The 24552-nt window shown below is 63.9% G+C and carries 18 protein-coding genes and 1 pseudogene; 4 read left to right on the top strand and 15 right to left on the bottom strand.

Going from position 1 to position 24552, the window contains the following annotated elements:
* Positions 1-27 precede the first annotated feature (27 nt).
* The 3 genes from V5734_RS07325 to V5734_RS07315 are packed head-to-tail and all read left to right on the top strand — an operon-like array spanning position 28 to position 3901.
* Positions 28-2139 carry a hydantoinase/oxoprolinase family protein gene (locus tag V5734_RS07325; protein ID WP_347312849.1) on the top strand — a complete coding sequence of 704 codons (2112 nt, stop codon included), beginning with the start codon at positions 28-30 and terminating at the stop codon, positions 2137-2139.
* Between the two features lie 23 nt (positions 2140-2162).
* Positions 2163-3122 carry a CoA transferase subunit A gene (locus V5734_RS07320; protein WP_347312848.1) on the top strand — a complete coding sequence of 320 codons (960 nt, stop codon included), beginning with the start codon at positions 2163-2165 and terminating at the stop codon, positions 3120-3122.
* Positions 3122-3901 carry a CoA-transferase subunit beta gene (locus tag V5734_RS07315; RefSeq protein WP_347312847.1) on the top strand — a complete coding sequence of 260 codons (780 nt, stop codon included), beginning with the start codon at positions 3122-3124 and terminating at the stop codon, positions 3899-3901. Before V5734_RS07320 ends, V5734_RS07315 begins: the two co-directional genes overlap by 1 nt.
* Positions 3902-3970: 69 nt before the next feature.
* Here the strand turns inward: V5734_RS07315 and V5734_RS07310 are convergent.
* The 15 genes and pseudogenes from V5734_RS07310 to hutC form a co-directional block, all read right to left on the bottom strand.
* Positions 3971-4987, bottom strand: a pseudogene (locus V5734_RS07310) (IS481 family transposase).
* Positions 4988-5044: 57 nt separating this feature from the next.
* On the bottom strand, positions 5045-6262 hold the full coding sequence (locus V5734_RS07305) for a 2Fe-2S iron-sulfur cluster-binding protein (RefSeq protein WP_347312846.1): 1218 nt from the start codon (positions 6260-6262) through the stop codon (positions 5045-5047).
* Positions 6259-7014, bottom strand: a complete 756-nt coding sequence (locus V5734_RS07300) for an FAD binding domain-containing protein (protein ID WP_347312845.1) — start codon at positions 7012-7014, stop codon at positions 6259-6261. The genes V5734_RS07305 and V5734_RS07300 overlap by 4 nt, the downstream gene beginning before the upstream one ends.
* A 53-nt stretch (positions 7015-7067) precedes the next feature.
* Positions 7068-9422 (bottom strand): xanthine dehydrogenase family protein molybdopterin-binding subunit, encoded by a 2355-nt coding sequence (locus tag V5734_RS07295; RefSeq protein WP_347312844.1) that lies wholly within the window; start codon positions 9420-9422, stop codon positions 7068-7070.
* 11 nt (positions 9423-9433) lie between these two features.
* On the bottom strand, positions 9434-10696 hold the full coding sequence (locus tag V5734_RS07290; RefSeq protein WP_347312843.1) for a diaminopropionate ammonia-lyase: 1263 nt from the start codon (positions 10694-10696) through the stop codon (positions 9434-9436).
* Positions 10697-10738: 42 nt separating this feature from the next.
* Entirely contained in the window at positions 10739-11770 is a 1032-nt protein-coding gene (locus tag V5734_RS07285; protein WP_347312842.1) for a zinc-binding dehydrogenase, read from the bottom strand.
* A gap of 38 nt (positions 11771-11808) precedes the next feature.
* The gene (locus V5734_RS07280; protein ID WP_347312841.1) at positions 11809-13032 is read right to left on the bottom strand and encodes a putative hydro-lyase; all 1224 of its coding nucleotides are present in this window, start codon (positions 13030-13032) and stop codon (positions 11809-11811) included.
* Between the two features lie 121 nt (positions 13033-13153).
* Positions 13154-14335, bottom strand: a complete 1182-nt coding sequence (locus tag V5734_RS07275) for an alpha-hydroxy acid oxidase (RefSeq protein WP_347312840.1) — start codon at positions 14333-14335, stop codon at positions 13154-13156.
* The gene (locus V5734_RS07270) at positions 14319-15722 is read right to left on the bottom strand and encodes an FAD-binding oxidoreductase (RefSeq protein WP_347312839.1); all 1404 of its coding nucleotides are present in this window, start codon (positions 15720-15722) and stop codon (positions 14319-14321) included. The genes V5734_RS07275 and V5734_RS07270 overlap by 17 nt, the downstream gene beginning before the upstream one ends.
* 10 nt (positions 15723-15732) lie before the next feature.
* Entirely contained in the window at positions 15733-17382 is a 1650-nt protein-coding gene (locus V5734_RS07265; protein WP_347312838.1) for an HAL/PAL/TAL family ammonia-lyase, read from the bottom strand.
* A 2-nt stretch (positions 17383-17384) separates the two neighbouring features.
* Positions 17385-18509 (bottom strand): histidinol-phosphate transaminase, encoded by a 1125-nt coding sequence (gene hisC, locus V5734_RS07260; RefSeq protein WP_347312837.1) that lies wholly within the window; start codon positions 18507-18509, stop codon positions 17385-17387.
* Positions 18510-18516: 7 nt separating this feature from the next.
* A complete protein-coding gene (locus tag V5734_RS07255; protein ID WP_347312836.1) occupies positions 18517-20097 on the bottom strand; it encodes a TRAP transporter large permease in 1581 nt (526 codons plus the stop codon).
* A 1-nt stretch (position 20098) separates the two neighbouring features.
* Positions 20099-20641: a TRAP transporter small permease subunit gene (locus tag V5734_RS07250; protein ID WP_347312835.1), complete on the bottom strand. Its 543-nt coding sequence runs from the start codon at positions 20639-20641 to the stop codon at positions 20099-20101.
* Positions 20642-20651: 10 nt separating this feature from the next.
* Complete coding sequence (locus V5734_RS07245; RefSeq protein WP_347312834.1) at positions 20652-21740, bottom strand: TRAP transporter substrate-binding protein; 1089 nt, start codon at positions 21738-21740, stop codon at positions 20652-20654.
* A 125-nt stretch (positions 21741-21865) separates the two neighbouring features.
* The gene (gene hutC / locus V5734_RS07240) at positions 21866-22636 is read right to left on the bottom strand and encodes a histidine utilization repressor (RefSeq protein ID WP_347312833.1); all 771 of its coding nucleotides are present in this window, start codon (positions 22634-22636) and stop codon (positions 21866-21868) included.
* 191 nt (positions 22637-22827) lie between these two features.
* Here hutC and V5734_RS07235 point away from each other — a divergent pair, with 191 nt between their 5' ends.
* Positions 22828-24546: a urocanate hydratase gene (locus V5734_RS07235; protein ID WP_347312832.1), complete on the top strand. Its 1719-nt coding sequence runs from the start codon at positions 22828-22830 to the stop codon at positions 24544-24546.
* Positions 24547-24552 lie beyond the last annotated feature (6 nt).

The raw sequence follows: 24552 nt of genomic DNA, 5'->3' as shown, positions 1-24552 counted from the left end.
TTGCCTAAGAAGATCAGGATCAAACCAATGCCAGATACAGCCCGCACCCTCGGTTGCCGCGTCGGAATAGACATTGGCGGCACATTCACCGACCTCGTTCTCGTCACCGGAGACGGCCGCACGCTTACGCGCAAGGTGTCGTCCACCCCCGACAACTACGCCAAGGCTATCACGGAAGGGTTGACGAAGTTTCTCGATGATTCCGGCCTCACGCTCAGCGATATCCACGAGTTCCTGCATGGAACGACCGTAGGGTCGAACACCATTCTAGAATTCAAGGGTGCGCATATCGGGCTGATAACCACACAGGGCTTCCGCGACATCCTGGAAATCCGCAACCTGCGGATGCCCAAACTCTACGATCTGCACTGGGACAAGCCTATCCCGCTCGTCGAACGCTACCTGCGCCGTACGGTGCCCGAACGCATCGACGCGCAGGGGAACATCGAGACCCCGCTCGAGCGGGCCGAGATCGAAAAAACGGTGCGCAGCCTGCTGGACGAAGGTGTCGAGGGCATCGCCGTCTGCCTCTTGAATTCCTACGTCAATCCCGCGCATGAAAGGCTGATCGGCGAAGTGATCGAGGATCTGGCCCCTGGTATGCCCGTCAGCCTCAGCGTGGACGTCCTGCCCCAGATCAAGGAATACGAACGCACCTCCACCACCGTTATCAATGCCTATATTCAGCCAATCGTCGCTTCCTACCTGAAAACACTGACTGACGATTTGGGCGCAGGCGGCATGTCAGCTCCCATCCGCCTGATGCAGTCGAACGGTGGTCTGACCACCGCAGACGGTGCGTCGCGCCGTCCGGTCAGCATCATCGAATCCGGTCCGGCCGCAGGCGTGGTAGGCGCGGTGCGCCACGCAGCCGAAAGTGGGCATAAAAACCTCATCAGCTTTGACATGGGTGGCACTACGGCAAAGGCTGCGGTGGCCGAAGACGGCAAGTTTGTCCTTTCTCAGCAATATTCGGTCGGCGGCGGCATCATGATTTCGTCGCGCCTTCTGACGGGCGGCGGCTATCTTCTTGGGGTGCCGGCCATCGACGTGGCCGAGGTCGGCGCGGGCGGCGGGTCGGTCATCTGGATCGACCAGGGCGGTTCGATGCGTATCGGCCCCAAAAGCGCCGGCGCGGATCCTGGGCCGCTCTGCTACGATCGCGGCGGCGAGTATCCCACGATAACCGATGCCAACGTCCTTCTCGGCTATATCAACCCCGAATTTCTGGTCGGCGGCGAACTGAAGCTCAACGCAAAGCGTAGCCGTGATTATTTCGAAAAGCTGCTGGCGAAGCCGATGGGAACGGATGTGACCACTGCCGCCTATGGCGCGCGCCAGATCGCCATTTCCAATATGATTCGCGCGATCAAGGCTGTGTCGTCGGAGCGCGGCCGCGATCCGCGCCGCTTCACCTTGTTCGCCCTCGGCGGCAACGGTGCGCTCTTTGCCTGCGACATGGCACGCGAGTTAGGCATCACCAACATTCTGGTCCCCCCCTCCGCCGGGCTCTTTTCCGCCTACGGACTGCTTTATGCCGACGTTGAACACACCTACACCGAATCCTCCACGTCGCTTCTGCGCGACATTCCGGCTGATGAGTGGGACAGCCGCTGGAGCGCGCTTGAGGCCAAGGCATTGCGGCAGTTGAAGGAAGACGGTTTCGATGGCTCGGTCGTCGATCTCAGCCGCCACGCCAGCATGCGCTACAAAGGTCAGACCTACGAGATCGAGATTCCGATCGCCGGTGGCCCGCTCGACATGGCCGCAATCGAAAAGATCGAGGCTGATTTCGGTGACGAGCACGAACTGACCTATGGTCATCGCGCATCGCTGGAAGAACCTTTGCAGATGTGCGCGTTCAAGCTGTCGGGCGCCGCCGCCGAAACCGGCAAGGCTCTGCCCGGAATTCCGCAACGCGCCACATTGGCCGACAAACGCCCCAAAAGCCGCAAGGCCTATTTCGGAAGAGATTACGGCTGGCAGGACGCCGAAATCGTCGCCCGTGCCGATCTAACCGCTGAACGGCGCGGCCCATTCATTCTGGAGGAGTATGACACGACCTGTGTGGTGCCACCGGATGCGCGTGCTTTTCTGGACGCACAGGGCAATGTCACCATCACCATGGATCAGGGCTGATACCGAGACCGAGGAGGAGCCGCATGTCCCACCACACTCAGACCGATACCCGCGTTCCAGGCTATATGAGCTTGCGCGCCCGCCTCGCGCAGCGCAACCGTGGCCTGCGCGACAAGGTCATGTCGCTGCCCGAGGCGATGGCGCTGGTCAATGACGGCGATCATGTGGCCATCGGCGGCAATACCTTTTCACGCACGCCCTTTGCCGCGTGCTGGGAACTGATCCGCAAGAAACCGAAAAACCTGACCGTGTCGCGCAGCATCACCTCGACCGAGGGCGATCTGTTTCTCGCCGGCGGCTGCGTCGACAAGTACATGACCAGTTGGTTCGGCCAAGGCATCGTCTGGGGCCTGTCGCGCGTGCTCCGCGATCATGTGGAAAACAACCGCGTGATCTACGAGGAATGGAGCCATATGAGCCTTGGCATGATGTATCGCGCCGGCGCTATGGGCCTGCCCTTTATGCCGACGCGGGTGATGATGGGCTCAACCATCCCGAAGGCCCTGCAATCGAGGCTGGAAACCATGACCTGCCCCTATTCGGGTGATGAGATGCTGCTGTTGCCTGCGATCAATCCCAACGTGGCGCTGATACATGTGCAGCGGGCCGACCGCTTCGGCAACGCGCAATATGACGGGCTGCCCTTCATGGACGACGACATGGCATTGGCCGCGGACAAGGTGATCCTGACCACCGAAAAGATCATCGACAATGACGAGATCCGCAATGCTCCGGATCACACCCGAATCCCGTTCATGACGGTCGACGCGGTGGTCGAGGTGCCAGGCGGCGCGGCCCCGCATGAATGCGCGGGGCACTACGAGCCGTTCTACAACGTGATGGACGACTACGCCGCCAGGACACGCACAGACGGCGTCGACGGGGCTGCGGATTTCCTGCAGCGCGCGGTTTACGGCCCTGACGATTGGAACGATTTCCTGCGCCTGATGAAGATGGACACGCTAATCGGAGGAGCCTCTTGATGACGACGCAGAGCCAGTCCACCTATACCACGACGGAACTACTGTCGGTGATGTGTGCCCGCGCCATGTCCGACGGGCAGATCATCTTCGCCGGTGTCGGTGTTCCACTGCTGGGAGCAACGGTGGCCCAACAGATGCACGCGCCGGCGCTGACTATTTTGTTCGAGGGCGGCATTATCGGTCCGTACATTCGCCCCGGCCGCCTGCCCTCGTCCACGAATGAGATGCGCACGGCGGAAAAGGCGAACATGCTGCTCAGTCCAACCGACGTTCTGGCACTTTTGCAGCGCGGCTATGTCGACATCGGCTTCATCGGCGGTGCACAAATCGATCGCTTCGCTAACGTGAACAGCTCCTTCATTGGTCCCTTTTCAGCGCCTAAGACCCGCCTGCCCGGCACTGGTGGCGGCAATGACATAGCCAGCCTGTCCGACACGATCATCATCATGCCCCACACGAAGCAGCGCTTTGTCGAGCAGGTGGATTTCATCACCAGCCCCGGCTATTGTGGCGGTGGGACATCGCGGCGCGACAGCGGGCTGATCGCAGGTGGCGTGAAAAGCGTGATAACCAACCTATGCACCTTCGAGTGCAACGCACCTGAAAACCTTCTGACGGTGACGGCGCTAAATCCCGGCGTCACCCGTCAGGACGTGCTGGACAACATGGGCTTTGTTCCAGAATTTGCCGATGATTTGGCCGAAAACACCCCACCCACCGGCGAGGAACTAGGCATCCTGCGCCGCCTGGATCCAGACAGAATCTATATCGGCAAGTAAGGCACCGGGAAAACGCCCACAGGCGATCAGTTGGCCAGATGTCAAACGATCCTTAAGTGTTCTGTCCCGTCACCGGTGGATCGGATCGACGATGAATTTGTCTGGATCTGAAGTCCAGATCCTGCAGATGTATTCGTAGGGCGCCAGGCCGCTGAAGGTCTTGAGCCCGCGAGCGAAGTTGTAAGCGGCCATGATGTCCGACAGGTGCGCGCGCAACTGATCATGGCTGTCGTAGCGGTAGCGTTTGACGTTCAGCGGGGAAACGGTTCCCCGGACCATTTCCTGATCCTCGCGGCTCCAAGGATCGTTGGGCTTGGTCAGACGGTGCTCGATCCCGTTCGCCGTGAAGATCATGTCGAAACGCATCTGGCGGGAATACGTGGTGATCCGGATCCTTGGCTGATCGGCGAACTGGATGCCCCTCGCCATTTTCTCTCGGCCCAATGGCGTTCCAATGGCTCGGTCGGTGAGGATCGTGTGGATCCGATAGGGAACCGATCCGAAAAGATGCTCTAGGAATTACCAGGCCGTCCGCCTGTCGGCCCTGTCAAACAGCTGAGTGACGGCGAACTTGCTCGTTGGATCAATGGCAACGAAGAGATAGAGCTTCCCCTCGGCAGTCTGCACCTCGACAATACCCATTTGGAAGAAGCCGATCGTGTAGCGCTTGAACCGCGGACGCTTGGTTTGCCCCCGTCGACATCCGGCAGCCGCGAGATGCCACGCCGCCGAAGGCGGCGGTACAGCGCGGGGCGGGTCAGACGCGGGATCGATGGTTGCAGGGCATAGAGGCAATCATCCAAGGGCAACAGCGTGTGTCGGTGGAAAGCGACCACCATCGCCTCCTCGGCATCGCTGAGAACGGTCGAGCGCGGTTGGTTCGGACCGGTCTTGCGATCCTCCAGCGTCTCGCGCTTGCGCCACTTCGCGACCGTCTTCGGCTTAATGCCGAATCCCCGGCTCAGCGCCGACGACTAAGCTTGCGATCGCCGTATTGCAGCTTGGACAGCGTGCCCTCGCAATCGGGCTTGAACAGGTGCACCGCGCTGGCTCGATCGTGGCGCTGCCGTGATTAACCTGTCCCATAGTGCATCCTTCCAGTCCGACGAATTAATCGCACCATCAAACCGTGGGATCACACACCTAATCCTTCCCCCAACCTAAATGACGCGTCAGCATAATCTTCAGAATCTTGAAAATATTACGACCCATCCGCAATTCACTAGAGTTGGGCGGCGTGTTGCCCGTGCCATCGTCGCGCATGTTGCGGCCGAAATTGGCGGCAAACTGATCGACGATAACCGCGACGAACTGCTTGACAATCGCCCCTCGAGCGAACTGGCCCAGAGCGCCGGACAGCGCGTAGCCAATGTGGACATCGACCAGGGTGGCCCCCGCGGCAGTAGCGGTCAACTCATAGGCCATCTCGCCGCGTGCTGACGTGGCGCTGCGTTTGTCCCGCCCGCGCCCGTAGATTGTGCCTTCGGTCGTATCCTCGTTCCATTCCGGTTCCGCCAGACCCGCGAACTCGGCCGAAATTGGCCCCATGCTCGCTTTGAGCGTTACTTCGAACACTCCGCTGTCATGTGCTTTCTTCAGCCGTGCACCGGGTATGCAGGCGATCATGAAAGGCACATCGCGGAACCGTTCAGCCACCTGATCGCGCGGAAAATCCAGCGTGAAACTGTGATGAACGGAAGGCACCAGCTGCAATTCCACCTCCGTGCGCCTTGCCGACCGCTCCTCAACTGACGCGTTGTCGTCGGCCTCGGTCAGGGCCTCGGGCACCTCCCGTTTCGCCGCGGCCAGCGCCGTACGGTCGCCTTTGCCTGACAGGTGACTCGCCCCGACAGGACCGGTCCCGGGGGCCTGCGGCGCATCCGCCGACCCGCCCCCGTGCATCTGCATCACCGAATGGATCGCGTTCACGATACCCTGATAGCCCGTGCAGCGGCACAGGTTACCCGACATCACCAGCCGAATCTCGCCCTTCGTGGCCTGCGGCATGCGCAACACCAGATCGCGCGCCATTATCAGCATGCCGGGCGTGCAGAACCCGCACTGCAACCCATGGTGCTGCCGGAATGCTTGCCGCAACTCCTCCATCACCGGATCATCGTCCATGCCCTCGATGGTGCGTATATCCGCCCCGTTGAATGCGGCGACCGAGTTGATGCACGACCGGGCGGGCACCCCATCGATCAGCACGGTGCAGGCACCACACGCGCCCTGTTCGCAGCCCAGATGCGTACCGGTCAGACGCAGATCACCACGCAGCACATCCGCGAGGCTGGTGCGCGCCTCGACCGCGAGTTCCACAGGTTCGCCATTGACGGTCAGGCTGATCGTCTTGTCGGTCATTGCGCCACCTGTTTCAATGCGCGGGCGAAAGCGACCCCGTTCGCCCGGTCGGCCGCCGCATCGTCCGCGATGCCCAGGTTGCGGACATGCTGCGCCGCCTCGGCCAATGTGCCGTCAGTGACCGGCAAGAACTGCGATGCATCCGCAATCACATAGGGTTTGGCCCCCGTCGCGCCGATGGCGCCCCGTGCCGTTCTGCCGTCCGCAACGACCCCCGCCATCGCCGACGCAAACTCGCCCGCCTTGCGGCAGAACTTGAAGTATCCAAAGCGCACATTTTCGGCACGTTGCGCAACTCGGATTCCGGTCACGAACTCACCCTCGCGGAGGTCGACCGTAAATGGCATGATGACAAAATCGGACAGCGCAACCGACCGCGTACCTTCGGTCCCCGCAATATTGACCACTGCATCCAGCGTCGTCAGTACGGTCAGCCAGTCGGCGGACGGATCGGCATGTACGACGCTTCCGGCAATGGTGCCCCGGTTGCGCACCGCGCGATAGGCGATGCCGCGTGCCACGCGTCGCATGAAACCGCCCGTGGGATCGGGAACGCGCCCGTCCTCGATGGACGCATGAGTGACGCAGGCGCCGAAGATCACTGCATCGCCCTCTTGCCGCGCCTCGGTCAAAGATCTGATCCCACTGATATCAATCAGGATGTTCGGCCGTGCCAGCCGCAGGTTCAGCATCGGCCCCAGTGACTGGCCGCCGGCGATCACCTTTGCGTTGCCTCGGGACGTGGCCAGCAATTCAACGACCTCGTCGCAGGTTCGGGCGCGCAAAAAGGTGAATGGGGCAGGCTTCATTGCACAATTCTCGCGGTCCGCGCACCGACCAACGCGGTCATAACCCGCTCTGGCGTCATCGGCGTCTGCGTTACCTCCGCGCCCAGATGCTTCAGCGCATCGTTCACCGCGTTAGCGATGGCCGCAGGGGGCGCGATGGCGCCGCCCTCACCGATCCCTTTGACGCCGTGCGCGGTATAGGGCGAAAGCGTTTCCATGTGGAAAATCCGCACGTCGGGCACCTCGCAGGGTCCGGGCAACACGTAATCCAGCATGGTCGAGGCAAGCGGTTGCGCATCCTTGCTGTAGGGCGATTCCTCATACAGCGCGGTGCCAATCCCCTGTGCCACACCGCCCAGAATCTGGCCGTCCACGATCATCGGATTGACCAGTTTGCCGCCATCCTCGACCACGACGTAATCCAGCAGCTCGACCGAGCCGAAATCAGGATCGACCGCCACCGTTACCGCATGAGTGGCGTAGCTAAACGTGCCACTATCCACCTGCGGCTTGTAACCTGCCATCACCTCGAGCCCCTCATGGGCCACATCGGCACTGATCGATTGGGGACGCTTATACCATGCACGCGCAATATCCGAAAAACTGACAGACTCTTTGCCATCCGTGACGGTGCCGCCCTTCAGGCGCACATTCTGCGTACCGGTCTGCAGCAGATGCGCGCCAATGGCCATGACGCGTTCGCCCAATATCTCGCAGGCGCGCGACACCGCACCACCTGCCATCACCATCGAGCGCGATCCCCAAGTGCCAGTGGAATACGGGGTGAGCGCGGTATCGCCATGCACCAACTTGATCCGGTCGAAATCCACGCCTAGCACCTCATGCGCGACCTGCGCCATCGAGGTCTCCATCCCCTGCCCGTGGGAATGTACGCCAATGCGCAACTCCAGCCCGCCATCAGGCGTCATACGCGCGCCAGCCTGCTCAAAACCCGGCACCATCGGGATACCCCAGGCCGCATAGACAGACGTGCCATGCGCGGCCTGTTCGCAATATGTGGCGAAACCCACGCCGATCAGGCGGCCGTCATCCTCGCCTTTGGCTTGACGCGCCCGCACGGCTGCGAGGTCGATTTCGACTTCGGCCCTGCGAAGGCTTTCAGGATAATCACCGCTATCGAAATGCTTACCAGTAATATTGTCATAGGGCATCAGATCCGGTGTCACCAGATTTCTGCGGCGCAGTTCGGCTGGCTCCATCTTTAGCTCACGCGCAAGCGCGTCGATCATCAACTCCATCGCGAAGCAAACCCCGGTACGGGCCACACCGCGATAAGGCATGAAGGGCGGCTTGTTCGTGGCAACTGAGCGGGTTCGGCAGGAGTAATAAGGCAAGATATAAGGCCCCGGCAGGATGCTGGCGATCTGCGCAGATTCCAGGCACGCCGAGAAAGGCCAGACAGAATAGGCGCCGACATCAACGCGCGCGTCCGCCTTTATCCCCAGCAACTTGCCCTCGGCATCCGCCCAGGCCGTGATCTGGTAGTGATGTTCGCGCGTATTCGCGGCAGCGACCAGATGTTCGCGCCGATCCTCGGTCCAGCGAAAGGCGCGGCGATGCGTCATGGCCAGCCAGGCGACGCAAATCTCTTCGGGCTGCAACAAAGACTTGAAGCCGAATCCGCCACCAACATCAGGTGCCACGACCTGTATCTGTCCCTCTGGGATCCCGAGCGCCTCGGACAGGCCGGTTCGGATCAGATGCGGTAACTGTGTAGAGGTGTACAAGATCAACTGATCCAGCCGCTCGTCCCACCACGCGACGGCACCCTTGCCTTCCAACGGGCACATGCAGTGCCGGCCCAGCCTGATTTCGCGCTCGACCATCACGGCGGCGCCTTTGATCCCTGCGGCATCGCCTTTTTCAACGTTCGTTTCGAGATAGATGTTGTCGTTCCAGTCCTCATGGACACGGACAGCGCCATCCGCTTCGGCGCTATCCGTGTTGGCCAAGATCGGCAGGAAGTCGAAGTCGGGCTCAAGCATCGCGGCTATGTCCTCGGCTTCGGCGCGGGTTTTGGCGAGGCACATTGCCAGCGGCTCACCAACAAAGCGCACTTTGCCACGGGCCAACACCGGCTGTTCCGACGGCTTGAAACCCGGCAACCCCGACACGGCGCGAATGGGGCGCACATCAGGCATGTCAGCGGCGGTGACGACGTGAGCGGCAATCTTTGGCGGGATGAGGATATCGTTCAGCGTTGCGTGGGCCACCGGACTGCGCAGAAATGCAACCTCGGTCACGCCTGTGATCGCCATATCGCCGACATAACAGCCTCGACCGCGCATCAGGCGATCGTCTTCCTTGCGCGGAACCCGCGCGCCGATTCCCGTTCCTGTCGTGGCGTTCATGCTCCGCTCTCTCACACCGACATCTGTGCAGATCGGTCGACCGGTTCCGAAATGCCCAACTCGTCGCTGCGGGCGTCGCCGACAATCTGGCGGTAGGCGCCAATGTCGGTGGCTCCTTCGCAATTGAAGATCAGCACCCGGGCGGTACTGTCCAGAGCCAATGCGCGGCGTGCCTCCTGATCGCCCGCAAGTGCCATCAGCCCGGCCAGCCCCGCGCCACCCGTTTCACCTGCGACGATGGCCGGATCGTCGCCTTTCGGATTGGCCAGTGCGCGCATCGCCTCGACAGCTACATCGTCCGCAATCCGCAGGCAGCCCGCAACACGTTGGCTAAGGATAGGCCAAGCGACATGCGAAACGGCCGCGCAGGACAACCCGCCCATAATCGTTTCCAAATCGCCCTCGATCTCGACCTCTTGCCCAGCAACCTTGCTGGTGAAAACGCAATCTGCGCTGAGCGGCTCGACGATAATCGGCTTCGGAGAGCGTCCACCCACTCTCTGGTCAAACGCGGTCATCACGGCGCCCGCCAGACCGCCGCAACCGGCTGGCAGCATGACATGCGTGGGCACCTCGCCGTCCAGTTGATCCAAAATTTCACGGACCATGATCGAATAGCCCGCCATTACAAGACGCGGGATTCGCGTGTACTCGCGTGTGGCGGAATCCGAGATTACCACCGCGCCCGCATCTGCCGCAGCGTCACGCGCAGCGATTTCATAGGCCTCGTCATAGATGCCGTCGATACGCACCACATCCGCGCCTTCGTCGCGCAAAGCCTGTTCGCGTGCGGCACTGACGCCGCGGGGAATGTATATCTTGCACCCACAGCCCATCATCCGCGCCGCGCGGGCCACGGAAAACCCATGATTGCCGTCGGTACAGCAGGTAAGGTAGATCCCGCGCAAGTGCTCCTGATACTGACCTGTCAGCAGGTCGCGGTCGTTGATCGCCTGGCCTGTCCTTTCCTCGAGTAATTCGGAAATCTGGGCGACGGACGCATAGATCGCGCCCATCGCCTTAAAGCTGGCCAGGCCCAGACGGCGTCCCTCGTCCTTGCACCAGACGCCGCCCAACCCCAGATCTGCCGCCAAACCCGGCAAGGAAATTAGCGGGGTGACGGAATACGCGGGCCAAGTCGATATCCGGTCGAAGGCGCGCTGTGCGTCCTCGAGAGGATAAGCGGCAACCTCAGGGGCGATCGGTTTGCGATCGCATATCAGGACATCGCCCTCGAAAGGACCACTCAGTTTGTGAAACGTCGAATTGGTCACGCGTAAATTCTCCACCCTGCAGCCTGATCCGGCCCTTGCGCTTCAGTGCTCGGGCTCGAGCACGATTTTGCCGAACACGCTGCGCGCCTCGGCCAAACGATGCGCTTCGGCAGCCTCGCTCAGCGGCAGCTTCATACCGATGATCGGCTTCAGCTTCCCAGCTTCCAGCAGCTTTACGATGGTGGCCAATTCATTCATCGTGCCGTGGTTCGATCCGATAATGCTCAACTGCTTGTGCCAAACATGCGCGAGGTTCATCGTCACGTCGTAGCCGGAAGATGCGCCGCACGTCACAAGCCGACCGAACCGGGTCAGGCTGCGAACGCTGTCCTCCCAGACATCTCTGCCGACATGCTCGAACACCACGTCGACGCCGCGCTTGTCCGTGATCCGGCGCACCTCGTCGCGGAAGTTGTGCGTCTTGTAGTTAATCATGTAGTCGGCGCCCAGCTCCAGCCCCTTGGCGCATTTCTCGTCCGAACCGGCCGTGCCGATCACACGCAACCCGGTCAGCTTGGCGATCTGGAGAGCGGCCAATCCGATCCCCGAACCGACAGCCTGAATCAGGATGTCCTCGCCCGGGCGGATGTTGGCGCGCGCCAGTTTGTGCCAGGCGGTCAGGAAGGTGATGTTGGTGGCAGCGCACTCGGCAAAATCGAGCCCATCGTACAACGGTAGCAGGTTGTCGGCACGCACTGTGCAATATTGGGCGTAACCGCCCCAGAGCGCCGAACCGTAGTATTTGTAATGCAGACAGACGTTGGGTTCGCCACGTCGGCAGGATTCGCACTGCCCACAGCCGACCGTCGCGTAGACCACGACCGGATCGCCCACCTTGACGTTGGTCACTTCCGAGCCGATCTCGGCCACTTCGCCGGCAATGTCCCCACCGGGAATATGCGGGAAGCGAAGGTTGGGGCGGTATTCGCCTTTACGCCCGATTATGTCAAACCAGTTGACCGACGTGGCCCGGACCTTCACCAGCACGTCGCGCGGGCCGGGCGGGATGTGATCGACCTCCTCGTATTTTAGCACTTCGGGGGGGCCGTATTCGCGGTAAAGCGCTGCTTTCATCTTTCTTCTTTCTTTCTAGTGTTGACAGTTGGCGGCGATCAGATCGCCGCAATCTCTTCGGACAGCTTGTCGGTAACGAAGAGATGTCCGATCTTGTGGGTGATCATGAAGTCGATCTTCGAATTCAGCGCGACCGCCTGCGGTGTGCCACCGCAACCCCAGAAGACCGGAACATCGTCCTGATCTAGATCGAATACGCCGGTATCGAAGTCGGTCTTGTTGAGGTCCACGCCAATCTTCGACGGGTCCCCGATATGGACGGGCGCACCATGCGTCGCCGGAAAGCGCGAGGTGACCTGAACCGCGCGTACCAGCTGGTGATCCTTGATCGGACGCATGCTGACCACCATTGGCCCCGAGAAACGTCCGCAGGGCACACAATCGACATCCGTTGTGTAGACCGATACGATCTTGTTCTCTTCCTGATGGCGAAGCGGAATGCCCGCATTGATCAGCGCCTCCTCGAAGGAATAGCTGCACCCGATCAGGAACCCGACCAAATCGTCACGCCAGTAGTCGGTGACATCCGAGGGCTGATCGACCAGCTTGCCGTCCTTGTAAACGCTGTAGCGTGGGAGATCGGTGCGCAGGTCGGCATTCGCGAACTGCGTCACGAACGGGCTCCCCGGATCGGTTACCTCGACGATGGGGCAAGGTTTGGGGTTGCGTAGACAGAAGATCAGGAATTCAAGGGCAACGTCCTTTGGAAGTATGATTAGGTTGGCTTGGGCGTAGCCACGCGCCAGTCCTTCCGTGCCGCCTGTCCAGCGGCCTGCGCGAAAATGCTCGCGCAACTCGGCGGGATTGAGATTGGCAAGCTCCTCTTTCGTCATTTCATCTGGTTGCTCGGGCACTTCCATGGTGTCCATCTCAATATTCTCCTCATTACGCTCGGCATGTATTGTAAGTAATAACTCCATTACTTGTGGACGCCTGTCAAGCCTTTTGCTTGTGTGTCCGGGTTCTTTGCGGCGAAGGTTTTCGTGCCGGACAGGCAGAACTCTACGTCGAGGTCTTTTCGGACACCTGTACTCGCCGGTGCGGCTGTTCCACTTGCGGACCAGGCAGGAAACCAGGGCTGCGTTGCGCGCGTCCTCCCCGCGCCGTCCAGCATCCGCCGCTGCCCGCGATTCCAGCCGGATTTGCGCGGGGTAGTCACCGGCGAACCTGATCTGCAGATCGTGTGCCAACACCCGGTGTATGAAACGATCCGAGGCGTATTTCGGCAGCGACGATCCGATAGACAGCACCGTCGCTGCCAACTTTCCACTGAATGGCGGGACCAGCCTTCCGTAGCCCCGAGATCGCCGCCCGAACCGTGCGCGGCTGTCATCTGGAGACCAAGCTTGGAAGTGGGGCGCAAGCCAAATACCCGATCTGACCCTAGTCCCTGGACGAGCGGAAAACCCGTGGCAGGTCTGGCACCGCATCGCCAGACCGCAGGTCCGCAACCGAGACCTTGCCGAGCAGGGCTGTAGACGTGTCAATTTCCGCGCGAAAATGGCCCAGCAGCGCGACAAGGCCCGCCTCCCCGGCAGCGGCGAGCGCGAAGGCGTAGGCGCGGCCCAGAAGGCAGGCATCGGCGCCGAGCGTCAGCGCCTTGACGACATCACCGCCGCGCCGGATTCCGCCGTCGAGAAGCACACCGATCCGGCCTGCAACGGCCTCCGCGATGGCGGGCAGCGCACTGATCGTCGCCGGCGCCCCGTCGAACTGCCGGCCACCGTGATTGGAAACGACGAGCGCATCGGCGCCGGCATCGAGGCAGAGCCGCGCATCGTCGGGGTGCAGGATGCCCTTGACGACCAGCCGCCCCTTCCAGCGCGCCCTGAGCCAGTCGAGGCCGCGCCCGTCGAAGGAAGGGTCGATCTGGCCAGCCAGGAACGCCGCCTGTTCCAGATAGGACCGGCCGGCGCCGGACCAGTCCCGGGCCACGCCCATCTGCGGTGGCCAGATCCGCGCGAAATCGAGAAGCCAGCGCGGATGAAGGGCCATGTCGGCCAGCATCGCCGCGTTGGGCCGCGTGATCCGGCGCAGGCCGTTGCGGATATCGCGCTCGCGTAAACCCGACACCGCGGTATCGACGGTGACGAAGAGCGTGTCGAACCCGGCCTCGGCAATCCTGTCCATGATCGCCCCGGTGCGGCCGCGATCCTTCAGCACGTATAGCTGCCAGGCGTCCCCCGGCCGGGGCGGCTCGGGCATGTCCTCGGGCGCGGTCATCGCGAAGGCCGAAAGGCAGAGCGGGATCCCGAAGCGATGGGCGGTGCGGACGGCGTCCGTCTCGGCGCCGGCGCGGAACATTCCGAGCGAGCCGATCGGCCCCAGCATCAGCGGCAGGTCGAACGAACTGCCCAGAAAGCGCGCGGCGAGCGTGCGATCCGACACGTCGCGCAGCGCTCGCGGATGCAGCGCGATCTCGGCGAAGGCGTCTGCGTTCCGCCGGGCGGTAATCTCATCCCCGGCGGCGCCGTCGATATAGTCGAAGAACAGCCTTGGCAGCCTCCGCCGGGCGGCCCGGCGGAAGTCCTCGGCGGTCAGCAGGTTGTCACGCCGCCGGGCCACGTCCGTCCGTCACCCCGAGGATCTTGCCCGGATTCATGATATTGCCGGGATCGAGCGCAGCCTTGATCGCCGCCATGTGGTGAAGTGCCGGACCAGCCTCACGTTCGAGATACTTGCGCTTGCCCTGACCGATGCCGTGTTCGCCTGTGCAGGTTCCCTCCATCGACAGGGCAAGGTCATTGAGCCAGCCGATATGGTCCTCGGCACGGGCACATTCCGCCGTATCGTTCGGGTCGACGAGGATCAGGTGGTGAAAGTTGCCGTCGCCGACATGCCCGGCTATGGGCGCGACCAGCCCGACTTCCGCCACCTTCGCCTCGGCGGCCGCAATGCAGTCCGCCAGCCGCGAGACCGGGACGCAAACATCGGTGCTGATGCCGCGCGCGCCCGGGCGCAAGGCAGAGACCGCCCAGAACACGTCGTGGCGCGCCTTCCAGAGGCGGTTTCGCTCTTCAGTCGTGCTGGCGGCGCGGAAGTCATGCCCACCGTACTCCTCGGCCAGCGCGCGGAAGGTTGCCTCGGCCTCGGCCGCTGCGTCGACGGAACCGTGGAACTCGGCAATCAGCAGCGGGGTGTCGGCCAAGCCCGTGCCGGAATATGCATTGACGGCGCGCACCGTGGCCTGGTCCATCAACTCGATCCGCGCCACCGGCACGGCGCAACCCAGCGCGGCGATCACCGCCTCGCAGGCGGCGGGCACGGTCGGAAAGCTGCAGGAAAGCGCGGTGATCGCCTCGGGCACCGGCTGCAGACGCAGCGTCAGTTCGGTGATGACGCCGAGCGTTCCCTCCGCCCCGATCAGAAGCCGCGTCAGGTCGTAGCCCGCCGCGCTCTTGCGGGCTCGGGAGCCGCTGCGGATCACCGAGCCATCGGGCATCACGGCTTCAAGCGCCAGCACGGCATCGCGCATCGTGCCGTAGCGCACGGCCGTCGTGCCCGAGGCGCGCGTCGCCGCCATCCCGCCAAGGCTCGCATCCGCGCCGGGATCGAGCGGGAAGAAGAGGCCGGTATCGCGCAGATGTGTGTTGATCCGGGTCCGGGTGACGCCGGGCTGGACCACGGCATCCATGTCCTCGGCATGGACCGCAAGAATCCGGTTCATCTGCGACAGGTCGAGGCTGATCCCGCCGAAGGGCGCATTCACCTGGCCTTCGAGCGAGGTGCCCGCGCCGAAGGGGATGACCGGAATGCCCTCGCGCGCGCAGAGCCGGATGACCGTCGCCACCTCCTCGGTCGAGCGCGCGAAGACCACCGCGTCGGGCGGCTCGGGCGCGAGCCAGGTCGTCGTCGCCGCATGCTGGTCGCGGATCGCCCGGCCCTCCTGGAAGCGGTCGCCAAAGCTCTGGCGCAGTTCGGCAACGACGGCCGCAGGAAGGGATGCGCGCATCCGCACCTCCTCAGCGCAGAGCCGCCCGGACGGCATCCCGCACCGCGCCGGAATTGACCAGTTCCGCCGCACGGTGAATGCGTGGATAGAGCACGAGGTCACGCTCCAGGTGGCCGATCGGCCGGCCATCGGTCGCCGGGGTCGCCCGCAGCATCGTCAGAACCGCGCGCGAGGCGGGGGCCAGCGCCTCGGCCCCGAACCCACGCTCCGTCAGCCGCAATTCCAGCGCCTGCGCCGCCATCAACACCTCGATGCCGACGACATTCTCGATGTTCTCAACGATCTGCCGCGCATGACGCCCGGCATTGTTGGCCATCGAGACGTGATCTTCCTGGTTCGAACAGGTGGGGATCGAATCCACGCTGTCTGGATGGGCGAGTGTCTTGCAGTCCGACACCAGCGCCGCGGCAAGATATTGCGGCAGCATGTAGCCGCAATCCATGCCGACATGCTCGCTCGCCACCAGCATGTCGGGCAGGCCGCGATTCAGGGTGCCGTCGTTCAGCCGGAACAGGCGGCGTTCGGCGATGTTGCCGATCTCGGTCACAGCGATCGACAGGAAATCGGCGGCGAAGGCGACATATTCGGCGTGGAAGTTGCCGCCCGAGACCGCCTTCAGGCTGCGCCCCGGCAGCCGGTCGGCGAAGATCAGGGGGTTGTCGGTGGCGGCGTTGATCTCGCGCTCGACGATGCCGCGCACGAAGGCCAGCGTGTCGCGCACCGGGCCCAGCACCTGTGGAACGCAGCGCAGCGAATAGGCATCCTGTGGCGGCTGACGTTCGGGATCGCGGCCGATGCCGCCGTCGATGAGGCGGCTGCCTTCCAGCAACCGGCGGATATTGGCGGCGGTGGCGATCTGGCCGGGATGGCCGCGCGCCTCGTGCAGTTCGGGGATGAAGGCGTCGCCGAAGCCCATCAGCGCCTCGATCGACATGGCGGCTGCGATCTCGGCCGTCTCAAGCAGCGTTTCCGCGTCCGCCAGTGCCAGCGCTGTCTGCGCGGTGGAGAAGGACGTGCCGTTCAACAGCGCCAGCCCCTCCTTCGGCCCGAGCACCAGCCGCTCGATCCCCGCCGCCGCCATCGCGGCTGTGCCCGACATGCGCTGGCCCTGATAAAAGGCCTCGCCCGAGTCGATCTCGGCCTCGCCGGCCTCGTCGCGCGACATGACCAGCGCCATGTGGGCGAGCGGGATCAGGTCGCCGCTCGCGCCGAGAGAGCCGTATTCCGGCACCACCGGCACCACGTCCCGGTCGAGCATGGCGAGGATCGTCTCGACCACCTCGGGCCGCACGGCCGAATAGCCGCGCACAAGGCTCGCCGCGCGGATCAGCATGGCCGCCCGCACCACCTCGGGGTCGAGATGGCGCCCGACGCCGGCCGCGTTCGACACGACGAGACGGCGCGAAAGATCGCGCGCCTGCGCAGAGGAGCGGAACGCCTGCCGGCCGGACAGGGAGCCAAAGCCGGTGTTGATCGAATAGATCGCCTGGGTTTCCTCGCCGCGATCCATCTGTGCCGAAAGTCCCGCGACCCAGCCCTCGCTGACCTTCATGGCGCGGCGCGCCGCCTCGGCGAGTGTAATCGCCCGACGACCGCGCGCGACGGCGGCCAGATCGCCGAGCCCGACGGGGGCTTCGCCAAGGCGGATGGGGTCGTGCATTGTCAGCTTCCTTTGTTCTGGCCGGAGCCCGCGCGCAGATTGCGCGCGTCCCACCCGGCAGCGGCGCCGAGCACGGCGTCCGTATCGACAGCGGTGCCGGTGGTGATGCGCACGCCCTCGCCCGCAAAGCAGCGCACGGCAATCCCGGCCGCAGCGAGATGCGCGGTCAGCCGTTCGGCGTCATCGCCCACCGGGAGCCAGATGAAATTGGCCGCGCTGTCGGCGACCGGCAGGCCAGTCTTGACGAGGCCATCTGAAAGCCGCGCGCGTTCTGTGGCATTGGTGGCGACGCGGGCGGCGACGGCCTCAGGCTCCGCGAGACTCGCCAGCGCGGCGGCAAGCGCCGGGGTCGGCAGGGGAAACGGCGGCTGGACGGCGTGGACGGCGGCGATGATGCGGGGATCGGCGAGGCAGTAGCCGACGCGCATCCCGGCAAGCCCCCAGGCCTTGGAGAAGGTGCGCAGCACCGCCAGATTGGCGTGCCGTGAAAGGCGGCGCGCCAGCCGGGCCGCCACATCTGCGGCATCGCCCGCATAGTCGGCATAGGCTTCGTCAAGTATGACCAGCACGTCCTGTGGCAGCGACGCCAGCAGCGCGTCGATGGCATCCTCGGACAGCGCGGTGCCGGTCGGGTTGTTGGGATTGCAGATCAGCACCACCCGGCAGCGCGGCCCCACCGCCGCAAGAAGCTTCGCCGGATCGAGCCGCGCCGAGCCATCAAGCGGGACCTCGACCATGCGCGCGCCCGCCAGAGCGGCGAGGATCGGATAGGCCTCGTAGGAGCGCCACGGCGTCACCACCTCGTCGCCCGGATCGCACCAGGCGCGGATCAGCTGGTCGAGGATGACGATGGAGCCGGCCCCGACCGCGACCGCGTCGGGGGAAAGGCCGTGCCTCCGCACCAGCGCTTCCGAGAGTGTCTCGCCCCTCAGGTCAGGATAGCGGTTGACGCCCGCGAAGGCCGCGGCGACCGCCGCCTGAACGGACGGACTCGGCGCGTCGGGCGCCTCGTTCGAACCGAGCCGGTGGCGGAAGGAAACGGTCTGCCCGGCTCGGCCCCGGCCATAGCCAGGAATATCGTCGAGGCGGTCGCTGGGTCGCGGGATCGAAAAGTGCGAGATGCTCATGGCGGGCTCAGAACAGTTGCGCCGGCAGCCAAGTCGCGAGGCCGGGAAGGAAATAGACGGTCAAGACGGCCAGAAGCTGCAACAGGATGAACGGCACCGCGCCGATCCAGATCGCCTGGGTCGAGACCGAGGGCGGCGCGACGGACCGCAGATAGGCGAGCGTGTAGCCGACGGGGGGCGTCAGAAACGAGGTCTGCATGACGAGCGCAACCATCACGCCGAACCAGATCGGATCCACGCCGGCCCCCAGGATCGGCGGCCCGACCACCGGGATCGCGATGATCGTGATTTCGACGTAGTCGAGGAACATGCCAAGGAAGAACATCATCGCCATGACGAGGATCATCGCGCCATGGACCCCGCCCGGCGCGGCCTCCAGCAGCGCCTGGATGCGCAGGTCCCCGCCGAGCGCGCGGAACACCAGCGAGAAGAACAGGGCGCCGATGACGATGGTGAAGATCATCGTGGTGGTCCGCGCCGTCGCCTGCATCGCCGGAACGAGAATCCGGTCGCGCCCCAGGTCGCGCCAGATCGCTGCGACAGCCAGAAGCACCAGCCCGGCGAGCGCCAGCGCGATGCCGAGCACCACCCGATCGCCGGCCGGGGCGTCGGGACGTCCGAGCCGCAGGTCGAAGCCCCCGGCCATCGCCATCAAGACGGCGGTGCCCAGGACCGCCACCCACAGCGCCCATCGGTTGCGACCCGTCCGCATCCCGGCCAGCAGCGTCGCGCCCACCGCGCCGACGGCGGCGCCTTCGGTCGCGGTGGCGACGCCGCCCAAGATCGAGCCCAGCACCGCCACGATCAGCGCCAGCGGCGGAAACAGCACCCGCAGCACGTCAAGCGCCGACACCTCGCCCGCGCGGGCGCCATCGGCAGTCACCATCGCCTCGCGCGGCAGGGCGGGCGCCAGGCCGGGTCGAATGTAGGCCGCGGCCAGTTGGTAGGCGATGTAAAGCCCCACCAGCAGGAGGCCGGGGATCAGAGATCCGGCGAAAAGTTCGCCCACACTGATCGTCCGCGCGGCGAAGTTGCCGGCCTGGTGTTGCGCCTGCTGATAGGCCGAGGCCAGCACCTCGCCCATGATGATGAGGACCGTCGAGGGCGGGATGATCTGCCCCAGCGTTCCCGCCGCGCAGATGATCCCGCTCGAAAAGGCCGGACCGTAGCCGTAGCGCAGCATCACCGGCAGCGCCATCAGCCCCATCGTCACCGTCGTCGCCCCGACGATCCCCGTGGAGGCCGCGAGGAGCGCGCCGACGAGCGTGACCGAAACCCCGAGCCCGCCCCTCAGGCTGCCGAACAAGGCGCCCATGGTCCGCAACAATTCTTCGGCGATGCGCGCCCTCTCCAGGATCAGACCCATGAAGACGAAGAGCGGGATAGCGATCAGCGATTCCGCGTTCATCGTGTTGAACAGCCGCGTCGGCAGCGCGCCGATCAGGTTGAAGTTCAGTTCGCCCGCGGCCCAGCCGATCAGGGAGAAGATCACCGCGGTCCCGGCGAGGACGAAGGCGATGGGGGCGCCGGTCAGCACCAGAATGCAGAGTCCGGCGAACATCAGAAGGTCGAGCGGGAGCGTCTCCATGTCAATCGACCTCCTTGGTCGTCTCGAAGAGGTCGACCTTCGCTCCGCCCAGAACCGCGACGCAGCGCAGAGCGATGGCGAACGCCTGCACCGCCAGGAGCACGGTAAAGGCGAGGATGACGGTCTTGAACAGATAGGTGAACGGCATCCCGCCGAAGAACAGCGCGCCCTCGCGGATTGCCCAGGCCGCCGAAACATAGGGCCAGGAGAACCAGCCGAGGATCGCACAGAGCGGCAGGACGCACAGCACGACGCAGAGCAGGTCGACGAGCGCCCGGCCGCGGGCGCTCATATTGGCGTAGAACATGTCCACCCGCACATGATCGTCGCGCAGATAGGCGTAGCCCACCAACAGCATGAAGAGCGAGGCATGGGCATAGGTGACCGAGTCCTGCAGCTTGATGCTGGTGGAAGAAAACAGGTAGCGAAGCGCCACCGTCGAGAACTTGAGCAAGACCACGGCCGCCACCAGCCACGGAATCCAGCGTCCCAGCACCCGGGAGGGCCAGTCCAGAACGCGGCTGATGGCGACCAGGTTTTGCATCGTGTCCCGCTCAGCCTTCCGCGAAGGGTTGCGTACGGGCGTTCATCTCGCCGGCGAAGGCGTAGGGCGCGTATTCCGCCATCAGGTTGCGGTACTTCGCGTAGCTGCCGATGACTTCGCGCACCGCCGGATCGGAATCGGCGTGCAGCTCCTGGACGAGTTCGCCGGTCGCCGCGGCGAGACCGTCGACAATGGGCTGCGGCAGCGTGCGCACGGTCACGCCGTGTTCGGACGTGAGCAGGCGCACCGTCTTGGCGTTGTTGATCTCGTAGTCCATCGTGGTCTCGACGGCGGCCGACATCGCAACGGTCTTGACGATGAGCTTCAGATCGTCGGGCAACGCGTTGTAGGCGGAGGCGTTCATGACGACCTCTTCGGTCGAGGACGGCTCGCCCACGCCCGGAGCATAGTAGTTCTTTGCGACCTGGTGGAAACCGAAGGCGAAGTCATTCCACGGGCCCACGAACTCCGCCGCGTCGATCGTTCCCGACTGAAGCGCCTGGAAGACCTCGCCGCCCGGCAGCGTGACCACGGCAACTCCCACCTTGTTCAGCATCTCGCCGGCGAAGCCGGTGGTGCGGATGCGCAGCCCGCGCAGGTCGTCGAGCGTGTTGATCTCGTTGCGGAACCAGCCGAACCACTGCGGGCCGGTGCCGCCGGCGAGGTAGCCCTTGAGGCCAAAGCCGTCGTAGATCTTGTCGTAAAGCTCCTGGCCGCCGCCCCAGTACATCCAGCCCAGATGCTCGAACATGGTCAGCCCGAAGGGGAACGAGCCGAACATCCCGATCGCCTTGTTCTTGGAGATCCAGTAGGCGGGGACCGAGTGGTACATCTGCGCCACGCCCTGCGAGACGGCATCGAAGACGCCGAAAGCCGGGACGATCTCGCCGGCGCCGTGCACGTTGATCACCAGCCGGCCGCCCGAAAGGTCCGTGATCCGCTGGGCGATGCGCCGCGCGCTGTCGTCAAGTCCCGGGGCTCCGGTCGGCCACGAAGTGACCATGTCCCAGGTAATCCGCTCCTGCGCCAGCGCCGGCGCGGCAAGGCCTGTTCCGGCCGCGGCGGCGGCCGTCGCCCCGAGAAACTTTCGTCTATGCATTCGAACCTCCCAGTTGCATCTGCTTGTATATGCAACTTGAGCATCTGATGCGAATCGGGAATCTGTCAAGGGAAATCTTGGCCACCCCCGGGGGGGGATGACGGAACGATTCCAGAAGCTCATGATCAGCGCGTGACGCGCATCTGCCCGGCCAGGCTGAACCGCGCGCCGGGATGCAGGAGTCGCGCGCTCGACGCGATCATTCCCCGCGACCAGGTCCGCCTTCGCAGCAGCAGCACCGGGTCGCCAACCGTCATTTCAAGCAGCGACCGGGTCGCCTCGTCGGCCGGGATCGCCTGGATCACATGCTCGACTTCCTCAAGAGGGCCGGCCGCCATGAGATGTTCGTTCGGCGTGATCCGGGTAAAGTCCTGCTCCATGTAGTCAGGCGAGAATCGCGGATTGACGAAGCGGTCCTCGATCTGAAGCGGGCGGTCGTTTTCGCGATGCAAGAGTACGGAATGGAAAACTTCAGATCCTGGCGGGACATTCAGTTCTGTTGCAAGCGCAAGGTCGCAGAATACGGTCTCTAGCGTCAGAACCTCGGCGGAATGCCGGTTTCCGCGGGCCTCGATCTCCGCATGGATGTTGCGCAGCTCAAGAAAGGTCGACTGGCTCCGGCGCGGCGCGACGAAGGTGCCCGCCCCCTGCCGCCGCATCAACACGCCTTCGGCCGAAAGATCGCGCAAGGCTATATGGACCGTCATCCGTGACACTTCGAGCTGATCGACAAGCTGCGTCTCGGACGGAATTCGTGCGCCCTCGGCCCATTCGCCGGATTCGATCTTGGAGAGGACATGGTTCCGAACCATCTGGCCCAGCGACAGCGCCGGCCCCGCAGCCTTGTCGGATCGGCCTCCGCTCGCACCGTTTCTGCTGCGCTTGTTGATCGGCATGGGTACTCGATGCTCCGGTTGCCGGTGCCGTACAGGCTATGACAAGTTTCGGACAAGCGCCAGAAACAAAACGCGCCTCCCTGATAACGGAGCGCTTGACAGAATCGCATGTATCAAATGTATATAGTTGTATATACCATTTCGGTCGCCATTTGATGCCGATAGGGCGACCATTCACCGAGGAGGACATCATGGGAAAACCCGAGATACTATTCTCCGTCCGTGCAATGGGCGGGAACAACCTGCGTTGCAAGGGCTGGAAGCAGGAGACGATCCTGCGCATGCTCGAAAACAACATGGAGAACGCCGAGCACCCCGAAGAGCTGGTGATCTACGGCGGCATCGGCAAATGCGCCCGTAACTGGGAAAGCTACCACGCCATCGTCAAGTCGTTGCAGGAGCTTGAGAACGACGAGACTCTGGTGGTCCAGTCGGGCATGCCGGTCGCGATCTTCCGCACCAGCACGCTCGCACCCCGCGTCGTGATGGCCACGACCAACATCATGAAGGCGACCTGGCCGATCTTCTACGACCTACAGGACAAGAACCTGACGATCTACGCCCAGTACACCGCCGCGCCGTGGGAATACATCGGCACGCAGGGCGTTATCCAGGGCACGTTCCAGACGCTCGTCGCAATCAAGGACCAGAAGTTCGACGGCAGCCTGAAGGGCCGCATCCTCCTGACCGCCGGCATGGGCGGCATGGGCGGCAACCAGACCCGCGCGATGACGATGCTGGGCGGCGTCTGCATCTGCGCCGACGTGGACGAGAAGGTGATGAAGCACCGGCTCGAGGTCGGCTACTGCGACGAAATCTGCTATGACTTCGACGAGGCGGTGGCGAAGGCCAAGGCCGCCGCGGCCGAGGGCCGGCCGCTCGGCATTGCGCTTTTCGGCAACGCGGTGGAAGTGCTCCGCAAGGCGAAGGAGACGGGCTTCACCCCCGACATCATCACCGACATGACCCCGGCGCACGATCCCCTGTCCTATGTGCCCGAGGGCGTGACGGTGGAAGAGGCCCGCGAACTGCGCAAGTCCGACCGTGACCGCTACTTCAAGCTGGCCGGCAAGGCGATGATCGAGCACCTGACCCTGATGAACGAGTTCCACGACCGGGGCGTTCAGGTCTTCGAATACGGCAACAGCCTGCGCAAGGAAGCGCGTGACGCCGGCATGCCGGTCGACAAGGCGATGCAGATCCCCGGCTTCGTCGCGGCCTATATTCGGCCGCTCTTCTGCGAAGGCCGCGGGCCTTTCCGCTGGACCTGCGTGTCGCGCGATCCGGAAGACCTGCGCAAGCTCGACGACGTGGTCGAGGAAATGTTCGCCGACGACGACCTGGTGCGCGACTGGATCCAGTTGGCCCGTAAGCACATCCCGATCGAGGGCCTGCCGGCCCGCATCTGCTATCTCGGCTTCGGCCAGCGCAAGGCCTTCGGGATGCGCGTGAACGAGATGGTGCGCAATGGCGAACTGAAAGGCCCGGTCGCCTTCTCGCGCGACAACCTCGACTCCGGCTCGATCGTGAACCCGACCTTCGAATCCGAGCGGATGCTCGACGGCTCCGACCTGATCTCGGACTGGCCCTACCTGAACGCGCTCCTGAACACCGCCGCCGGGGCCGACCTCGTCGCGATCCAGGAAAACTACTCCATGGGCGAGGCCGTGCATACCGGCGTGACCATGATCGCCGACGGCTCTGCCGAGGCGGATGTGCGGCTGGCGGCCTGCCTGACCACCGACTCCGGCATCGGCGTGGTGCGCCACGCGCAGGCGGGCTACGACATCGCCCGCAAGGCGGCGGCCGAGCGGTTCGAGAAGGACGGCGTGCAGGTGCCGCTGTGGTGGACGCCGACCGCGACCTTCGGGCCGGACGACGCCTCCGCGCCGCGCAAGAAGTCGAAGTAAGCAAAG

This window comes from Defluviimonas sp. SAOS-178_SWC, from assembly GCF_039830135.1.
In the GTDB taxonomy this organism is placed as follows: domain Bacteria; phylum Pseudomonadota; class Alphaproteobacteria; order Rhodobacterales; family Rhodobacteraceae; genus Albidovulum.
Note: the sequence above shows the minus strand (reverse complement) of the source record. Positions and strands in the feature narration are given on the sequence as shown.